This window comes from Paenibacillus aestuarii (genome assembly GCF_027789125.1).
GTDB lineage: Bacteria > Bacillota > Bacilli > Paenibacillales > NBRC-103111 > Paenibacillus_E > Paenibacillus_E aestuarii.
This window is the reverse complement of record NZ_JAQFVF010000015.1, coordinates 106,933-115,122: the sequence shown is the minus strand read 5'-3', so window position 1 is coordinate 115,122 and position 8,190 is coordinate 106,933. Positions and strand designations below refer to the sequence as shown.

The following is an 8,190-nucleotide window of genomic DNA, read 5'->3' as shown; positions in this document are numbered from 1 at the left end:
TTCATAATGCCAAAGAAGTTCTCCATCACCGCGTTATCGTAACAATTTCCTTTGCGTGACATGCTTTGGGTAATTCCTTGTTTCTTCAAAGCATGTTGATACGGCTTCATCTGGTAGTGCCAGCCTTGATCCGAATGTAGGAGGAGTTCATCCTCTTCGGATAAGCGTTTAAAGGCCTTATCTAGCATCTCAGAGACTAAGGAATAAGTAGGGCGGGGCCCTACTGTGTAAGTGATAATTTCACCGTTAAACAAGTCCAAAACAGGTGATAAGTACAGCTTTTCTCCAAATAGCTTAAATTCCGTAATATCGGTAACCCATTTCTCATTTGGTTTTTCCGCGTGAAAATTACGATTGAGTACGTTAGGTGCAATTTTACCTACTGTTCCTTTATGGGAACGATATTTCTTCATACGCACCACTGATTTCAAGCCTAATTCTTTCATGATACGCTGCACTTTTTTATGATTAACCCGATGTCCCCGATTATATAGTTCATCACGGATACGACGATAGCCATAACGTCCTTGATGTTCGATGTAAATGGATCGAATAAGGAGTTTTAGATCTTTGTCTAGATCGGGCTTATTCAACTGCTTTACCCAGTAGTAAAAGGTACTACGAGGGATGTCAGCAAACGCTAGCAATGCAACCACCGGGAATTCAAGCCTTAATTCATAGACTACTTGTGCTTTGTCTTGTTTGGTGATTTTTCCTTGTTTTGAACTAAGGCATTCAACTTTTTTAGATAGGTATTTTCCATACGCAAACGTTCTATTTCTGCTTTCAGAGCTTCAACTGAACCCTCCGCAGGTTCTAGTTTTTTCGAATTGTTCTCTTTCTTATTTGTCATAAGTGGGCGCCCCTTTTTCTTTGATTTCAGGGCGTCCTTTCCATCTTCATTAAATTGATTGCGCCATTTTCTAATGATCCCAGGGGAGGAAATATTAAAAATGACAGCAGCTTCATTTGGAGACGTCCCATGCTCGTTCATATAGTTGAGTACGTCTAGTTTAAATGACATGCTGTAAGCTGTATAGCTCTTTTCAAAAGCTTTTACCCCGTGATATTCGTATTGCCTAACCCACATACGTAAAACTTCATGGTTTATCCCTAATGATTTTGCAACGCTTTTAATTCCTTCCGTACCATTCTGATACTTAAAAATGGCCTTCAATTTCTCATCTAAACTGAAATTAGGCAAAAAAACTGCACCTCCATTGTTAGTCGTGTCTAACAAATGGGGTGCAGTTCACATCTTGCTCGGCTGCTTTAAGTTTTTAATAAAGTCGAATTCCTTATTGACAGTAGGAAAGGATATCCTTATACTGTAATTGATTTAGTAACAGTAATTAAATCAATAACAGTTTCGTGGCAGCTAGTAAGATGCTGCAGATATGAACTAAATTATTATTTCAAATGTGGAGGTTTCCTATGAATAAAACGCAAACTGTACAATCGTTATTCCAACCATTCTCATCTAAAAACATGGATCTGGCGAATCGCATCGTGATGGCGCCGATGACCCGCCAATTTTCCCCGAATGGGGTGCCGGGTGCAGATGTGGCAGCGTACTACCGTCGCCGGGCTGAGAACGGAGTTGGTCTTATCGTCACAGAGGGAACTGTCATCAACCACCCGGATGCATCGAATATTGCGAACGTCCCGCATTTCTATGGGGAGGAAGCTTTAGCGGGCTGGGCCCACGTAGTGGCTGAAGTACACGAGGCAGGAGGCCGGATTATTCCGCAGCTTTGGCATATGGGCGCGCGCGGAAATGTTGGCGATTATACGGAAACGGAGATTGCGGCGATCGTTGAAGCTTTTGCCCAGGCCGCGTTCGAAGCGAAACGAATTGGCTTTGATGGCATTGAAATTCATGGAGCGCATGGCTATTTAGTAGATCAGTTCTTCTGGGAGAAAACAAACACGCGCACAGACAGCTACGGCGGCGACATGGTTGCACGGACCCGATTTGCCGTTGAGGTGGTTGAAGCTTGCCGCCGCGCGGTTGGGCCGGATTTTCCTATCGTGCTGCGTATTTCTCAATGGAAGGCAAGTGATTATACGGCCAAATTGGCTGCAACGCCTGAACAGCTGGAGCAGTTTTTGGCACCATTAATTGCTGCCGGCGTGGACATCTTCCACTGCTCAACGCGTCGCTTCTGGGAGCCTGAGTTCACTGGATCCGAGTTGAACTTTGCCGGATGGACCAAAAAGCTGACGGGCAAGCCAACAATTACGGTCGGGTCCGTTGGTCTGGATAGCGATTTTATGAGCTTTTTTACGGAAAAAACAGGATCGAGCAACACAGGCATCGAAGCGCTGATTGAGCGGCTCGAGCGGCAAGAATTCGATCTAGTGGCCGTGGGGCGCCCATTCATCGTGGATCCAGCGTGGGCGATCAAAATCCGCGACAATCGGACTGCTGAGTTGATCCCGTTCACATCCGAGGCTGTAAAAACTCTTTTCTAAGATGATAGTCGATTAAAATAAGCATATTAAATTGATATACGGGAACGATCAGTAAAGATTATTCTTTACTGATCGTTCCCGTTATGTTATAACTATATCAGAAGGGAGATTGACCCATGCCGAGAACGAAGGAATTCGATGAGGATGCAGTGCTGCTGAAAGCTATGCATTTATTTTGGATACAAGGCTATGAGAAAACATCGATCAATGATTTGGTCACTCATTTAGGCATTCATCGAAGAAGCTTGTACGATACGTTTGGTGATAAGCACCAGTTGTTTCTGTTAGCTATCGAACGATATAAAAAGTTTTTGAACGGACATTTCGAATCCGGCATCTCACGCGCGGGCAGCGCCAGACAAGCTATACAATACCTGTTTGATTTTATGATTGATGGCTATGAAGGTAAGCCGCCAGGTTGTCTGTTTGTCAATATGGCCGTTGAGCTCGCTCCACATGATGACGAAATTGACGGACAAGCGAGTGAAAGTTTTGTGATCGTGGAGAAGCTTCTTGCCGATCTGATAAGGAAAGGCCAGGAGAACGGGGAGTTTGCGACCACTCGTGACGCCAGTGAGCTTGCAGAGGATATGCATAACTCGCTGCTTGGATTGCGTGTGCTCGCCCGAACTTCGGCTGATAAAAAGAAACTGCACCGCATCGCAGATTCCGCGATGTCTAAGCTAGATACCTAAGGGAGCGATCAAATTTTTTTACCCATATTAGAATGATCGTTCCCAAATAAAAATAAAGGAGATTGAAAACAATGAGTAAAGTATGGTTGATTACAGGAACATCGACAGGATTTGGCCGTCAATTCGTGGAGCAGCTGCTGAAAGCAGGAGACAAGGTCGTCGCAACAGCACGCAAACTGGAGGCTATTCAAGATTTTAAACAACTGGCACCAGATCGTGTTCACCTTGCCGCGCTGGACGTGACCAACAAGGAGCAAATTCAAACTGCCGTTCAAGAAGCTTTAGATGTCTTCGGCACCATCGATATTGTCGTGAATAATGCTGGCTACGGGCTCTTCGGCATGCTGGAGGAGTATACGGACGAACAAATCCGCAAGCAGTTCGACGTCAACGTGTTCGGCGTACTCGATGTCATCCGTGCGACACTGCCCGTTTTTAAACGCCAGGGTTTCGGGCATTATGTCAATGTTTCATCATTCTTTGGAACCTGGTCCATGCCCCCTTACAGCTTGTACGCTGCTTCTAAGTTTGCTGTTGAAGGCTTCTCCGAAGCATTCGCGCAAGAGTTCGCCAGCTTTGGGATTAAGACAACGATCGTAGAGCCAGCCGTGTTTGCTACCGAGTTCTTAGGTCATTCGCTGGAGCAAACGGACAAGAAAGAAGAATATGCTCCTCTGTATGCAGCTTATGAAAAAGGGATATCGAGCTTGAAAATTGGCGAGCCAGCCAAAGCTGTGGAAACGATCATTTCTGTGATCAAAAGCGGTCAAGCGCCGCTTCGCTTGCCCATTGGTTCGCAAGCGGCTTATACGATTCGGGAAGCTTATACGAAACGTCTGGAAGAGGTCAACACATGGCGGGAGCGTTCGGCTCAAGCAGATTGATGATCGAGCTGACTTCGAACACCCCCGGATAAAGGCCTGTTAGGAATAAATACTTTTGCTCCTTCGGCTCCATGCTTTCGTGACGGACATGGCCGTAAAGTAGGCGAGCAGCGAGAAGCCAATGGAACCCAGGGTGTTCCATAGCATAGAAAGCTCCAAACTTTCCAGGTACCGTATCGCGGACTCGCCGCACAGAATCATAATGATCATCGAGAATACGACCCTGGCGAAAGGGCGGATGTCCATGTAGAACCCGATGCTGCCAGAGATGGAGTAGAAGTTGAGCATCGCAATGAGGACCATGCTGAGGCCAAGGGCAAAAGCAATACCAGCGATGCCGTATTGACTGCCAAGCACGTAGATGGCGGCAATCTTGAACACCGTGGTGACGGCGTAATTCCACAGGGTGGCGTTCGCGCGGCCGAGTCCCAGCAGAATGGCATGCAGCGGCGCATCAAAATAATGCATGAAAAACATCGGCGCCAAAATTCGCAGCAGCAATCCGGCCTCCGGCGCATGATAGATCAGTGTAGTGAGCGGCGTAGACCAAACGTACAAGATGACGGTGGCCGGCGCGCCGATCCAAAGACCGAGGCGCAGGGCTTGCTCCATTCTGCTGTGCATCAGCAGGCTGTCCTTGTTGGCGGCAGCTTCACTGATGGCGGGGATGAGCGCCGTGGAAAGCGACTGCGTAATGAAGCTGGGCATGAAGAGCAAAGGGAAGGCATACCCAGCGATCATGCCGAATTGCTTGGTCGCCATAGCCGTTCCGATGCCGGCGGCGGCCAAGCTTGTTGTAATGAGCAATGGCTGGAAGGCGCCGTAGAGCGAATGAATCACGCCATTGCCGGTCGTCGGCAAGCCGATGCGAAGCAGCTCCGTGAGGGTCGAGCGGCCATGGCGCAGGTGGGCTGACCACGTCTCGCCCGGCAATTTGACTTCGCCGCGCATCTTGTAACTGGCCAGCAGAAACAGCAGGCTGCTGATCTCGCTGGCGACCGAAGCGGCCATCGCCCCGGCAGCGGCGTAACTTACACCGTAAGGCAGCAGGACATGCACCAAGGCCAGCACGCAGGCAATCTGCACGGTGTTCTCCAACACATCGGACGCAGCGATCGTATGCATCCGCTGCTTGCCGCGGAAGTAGCCTTTCAGCACTGCGGATACGGCAACGATCGGCGCAATCGGCGTGATTGCGAGCATGGCGTAATACGCGCGCTGGTCGCTAAGCAGGACGGAGGCAATCCACTCGGAGCCGAGCAGGGAAAGTGTCGTCAGGGTGACACTCAAGAAGCCGGTGACGAACAACGAGACGTGCAGGATGCGTCGCACCTTAACCCGGTCATCGCGGGCATCGGCTTCGGCGACCAGCTTGGATATGGCGACCGGCAAACCTAATTCCGTAATCGTGATGACCAGCGGAACCAGGGGATGCGCCATCATCAATAGGCCGATTCCTTCCGCACCCAGCACCCTGGCGACGAACATCCCGCTGATGAAGCCGAGGATGCGGTTAATAAACGCGGCGACGGACAAGAAAAACGTACCTCTCATGAAGGCTTGCGATGGTTGTGACATTGGGCATCATGTCCTCCTGTTGTTCAAATAGTTCCATTGTATTTACCTATTCGAAAAATAAGGTGAACATGCTTATTTGTCCAAAAGGACTGAACAAAGAACTTGTCAAGTGTGACGAGATCATGTCACGTCAAAGCCGCGTATATCGCGGCTTTTTGTTTTTATAGGAGAATATAATATGGAATGCTTTATTCCTATCAAAAATCTTTAATCGTATGACGCTTGTCTGCAAATGTGGTATTTTATAGTAGTTCATGTTTCAGTCCGGAAAGGAGCTGTAAGCGGATGACGTCGGTTGCCTGCCGCCATGTGATTATTCTTGCACTATGTTTAACGTCCGGTATTGTGGATGTGGTCGGTTATTTAAGCCTTGGGCACGTATTTACTTCAAATATGACCGGTAATATTGTTTTGATGGGGCTGGCCATTGGACATGCCGAAGGCTTTGCCATTCTGCGTTCACTGATCGCGCTTGTTGGTTTTATTATGGGAACAGGGTTTGCCGCGGTCATCATCGGAAGAACCACGGATACATCCTTCTGGCCCAAAAGTGTAACGGCTGCCTTAACCGTTGAAGGCGGGTTCTTACTCTTATTTGCAATCATGACCCTGTCCGATTCATCGCCATCTGAAACAATGATTTACTTACTGATCACCCTATTAAGTCTTGCCATGGGCATGCAGACGACAGCTGCGAGGCGTTTAGGAGTCGCGGCCATATCTACAACGGTATTAACGAACAATTTGGCCAACGTGATCGAAGATGTCGTGTCGACGATCCGAGGCTGGGTGCGGAATAACCACTTCCCTTCCATCAAATGGGATTCAATGCTCCGGCTGGCGGCCATCGTGATCTACTGCTTAGGTGCTGCTATGGCAACCGTTGCAGAAAGATCGTATCCCTTGGCGATCATTTGGGTACCGATCGTGCTCGTAGCTTTAATCCTGGTTACAGCAGTGACGTATTTTCCAAAGCTGGAATCAATCGGCAAGAAAGCGTCAGGTGTTAAGAACAGCTAGAAGTACGAACAAGCCTACATCACTTTCGTCGTGTAGGCTTTTATTCATTTCTCACTTTATGTTTTTTTACCAATATATACGAACGAAAGCACACTTCCACCTAACAAAATAACTGTAGTAACGAGCAGCGACACATGCATGCCGGCTATAAACGAGCTGCTGCTGCTCACCATGGAGCCGATGATCGCGACGCCTAGCGTTGCGCCAAGCTGGCGGCTTGCATTTAGCGCGCCTGATACCGAACCAGTTAGTTCTCGTGGAGCGGAAGAGATGACAGCCGCCATTAACGCGGGGATCGTAAAGGATACACCGAATCCGATCAATAGCAATCCTAGGATCGTAGTGGCATAGCCAGTGTCCATTTCCGTCTTCATTTGCAGGAAGGTCCCGGCCGCACTGAGGCAAAAACCGATTGTCATCGGTATCCGCGCGCCGACCTTGCCAACCAGACGCCCGGTTAGCATGGGGTTGAAGGCCAGCGGAATCATCATGGGAAGGAGTGCGAGGCCTGTCATGTGGGCGGATAAACCTTGAATTTGTTGGTAAAATATGGGCAAGACGAATAAAACTCCGGATAAGCCGATGTTGATCGCCATCCCCGCACACATGCCGGCCGATACCGTCGCATTGTGAAATAAGCGGAGCGGGAGCAGCGGGGATTGGCCCTTCGACTCTATCTTCCAAAACAATCCCGCACTGATTAGCGCCAGAAGGAATGCGGCGATAATAACAGGGGAGTGCCATCCATACGTTGCCCCCTCCATCAACCCGAACGACAAAGCAGCTATGGCGATAATAGCCGTGATTTGCCCCCCCGCATCCAAGCTTCTACCCGATGTACGATCCGTTTCCCCTACGTACATGAACGTCATTATTAAGCTGATGCCGGCCAGAGGCACGTTGATCAGGAAGATGCTGCGCCAGCCCAAAGCATCCACCAACAGTCCGCCAACAACAGGGCCCGCTGCCATTGCCGCACCGGTAACTGCTGCCCAAATGCCAAGCGCTCTGGCGCGCTCCGCGGGTTCAGGGTAAGCATGCGCCAGCAGAGTAAGTGAGGCTGGCATCAACGCTGCGCCGCCAAGACCGAGGAGAGCTCGCAACCCGATCAGCATGCCTAGCGATGCTGCGGCTGCCGAAGCAGCTGATGCCAGGAGAAATAACGCGAGCCCGCCCATGTAGAGACGTTTAGCGCCAAAACGATCAGCTAGCGCCCCCATAGATAGCAGGAATCCGGCAAAGACGATCGTATAGGCGTTGACCACCCACTGCAGCCCGGTTATCCCACCCCCTAGATCGGCGCGAATCGCCGGTAGGGCGACACTCACCACCGTCATATCTAACAGAACCATAAAGTATCCGAGCGCAAGTCCAAGAAGCAGCATGGTTCTCGCCAACTTTCCGGTCGTGCTCGATAGCATTGCTTTTTCCAATCCAACTCACCTTCCATCTTTTGTTTTCGTCATCTTGGAAAGTGTACAATGAATTCTATACTAGAATAAGATGAGGGTTTATCATGGGACTATCGATCCTATGAT

The 8,190-nt window shown here is 49.3% G+C and carries 6 protein-coding genes and 1 pseudogene; 4 read left to right on the top strand and 3 right to left on the bottom strand.

Annotated features, from left to right (window positions below; translation table 11 throughout):
- A pseudogene (locus O9139_RS03690) lies at positions 1-1,204 on the bottom strand (IS3 family transposase); the annotation flags it as partial.
- 230 nt (positions 1,205-1,434) lie between these two features.
- On the opposite strand from O9139_RS03690, the gene O9139_RS03685 reads away from it, so the two are divergent.
- From O9139_RS03685 to O9139_RS03675, 3 genes are all read left to right on the top strand, one after another.
- Positions 1,435-2,475, top strand: a complete 1,041-nt coding sequence (locus O9139_RS03685) for an NADH:flavin oxidoreductase (RefSeq protein ID WP_270878099.1) — start codon at positions 1,435-1,437, stop codon at positions 2,473-2,475.
- A gap of 116 nt (positions 2,476-2,591) precedes the next feature.
- The gene (locus O9139_RS03680; RefSeq protein WP_270878098.1) at positions 2,592-3,170 is read left to right on the top strand and encodes a TetR/AcrR family transcriptional regulator; all 579 of its coding nucleotides are present in this window, start codon (positions 2,592-2,594) and stop codon (positions 3,168-3,170) included.
- A gap of 71 nt (positions 3,171-3,241) precedes the next feature.
- Positions 3,242-4,054, top strand: a complete 813-nt coding sequence (locus tag O9139_RS03675) for an SDR family NAD(P)-dependent oxidoreductase (RefSeq protein WP_270878097.1) — start codon at positions 3,242-3,244, stop codon at positions 4,052-4,054.
- A gap of 39 nt (positions 4,055-4,093) precedes the next feature.
- Here the strand turns inward: O9139_RS03675 and spoVB are convergent, their stop codons facing one another.
- Complete coding sequence (gene spoVB, locus O9139_RS03670; RefSeq protein WP_270878096.1) at positions 4,094-5,632, bottom strand: stage V sporulation protein B; 1,539 nt, start codon at positions 5,630-5,632, stop codon at positions 4,094-4,096.
- A 285-nt stretch (positions 5,633-5,917) separates the two neighbouring features.
- On the opposite strand from spoVB, the gene O9139_RS03665 reads away from it, so the two are divergent.
- Entirely contained in the window at positions 5,918-6,652 is a 735-nt protein-coding gene (locus tag O9139_RS03665; RefSeq protein WP_270878095.1) for a YoaK family protein, read from the top strand.
- A 56-nt stretch (positions 6,653-6,708) separates the two neighbouring features.
- Here O9139_RS03665 and O9139_RS03660 read toward each other — a convergent pair whose 3' ends face one another.
- Positions 6,709-8,085, bottom strand: a complete 1,377-nt coding sequence (locus tag O9139_RS03660) for an MFS transporter (protein WP_270878094.1) — start codon at positions 8,083-8,085, stop codon at positions 6,709-6,711.
- Positions 8,086-8,190 lie beyond the last annotated feature (105 nt).

Excerpts from the sequence above, each read along its gene's own strand:
- O9139_RS03680 (WP_270878098.1), top strand. The coding sequence starts at position 2,592 with ATGCCGAGAACGAAGGAATTCGATGAGGATGCAGTGCTGCTGAAAGCT.
- O9139_RS03675 (WP_270878097.1), top strand. The coding sequence starts at position 3,242 with ATGAGTAAAGTATGGTTGATTACAGGAACATCGACAGGATTTGGCCGT.
- O9139_RS03685 (WP_270878099.1), top strand. The coding sequence starts at position 1,435 with ATGAATAAAACGCAAACTGTACAATCGTTATTCCAACCATTCTCATCT.
- O9139_RS03665 (WP_270878095.1), top strand. The coding sequence starts at position 5,918 with ATGACGTCGGTTGCCTGCCGCCATGTGATTATTCTTGCACTATGTTTA.
- spoVB (WP_270878096.1), bottom strand. The coding sequence starts at position 5,632 with ATGTCACAACCATCGCAAGCCTTCATGAGAGGTACGTTTTTCTTGTCC.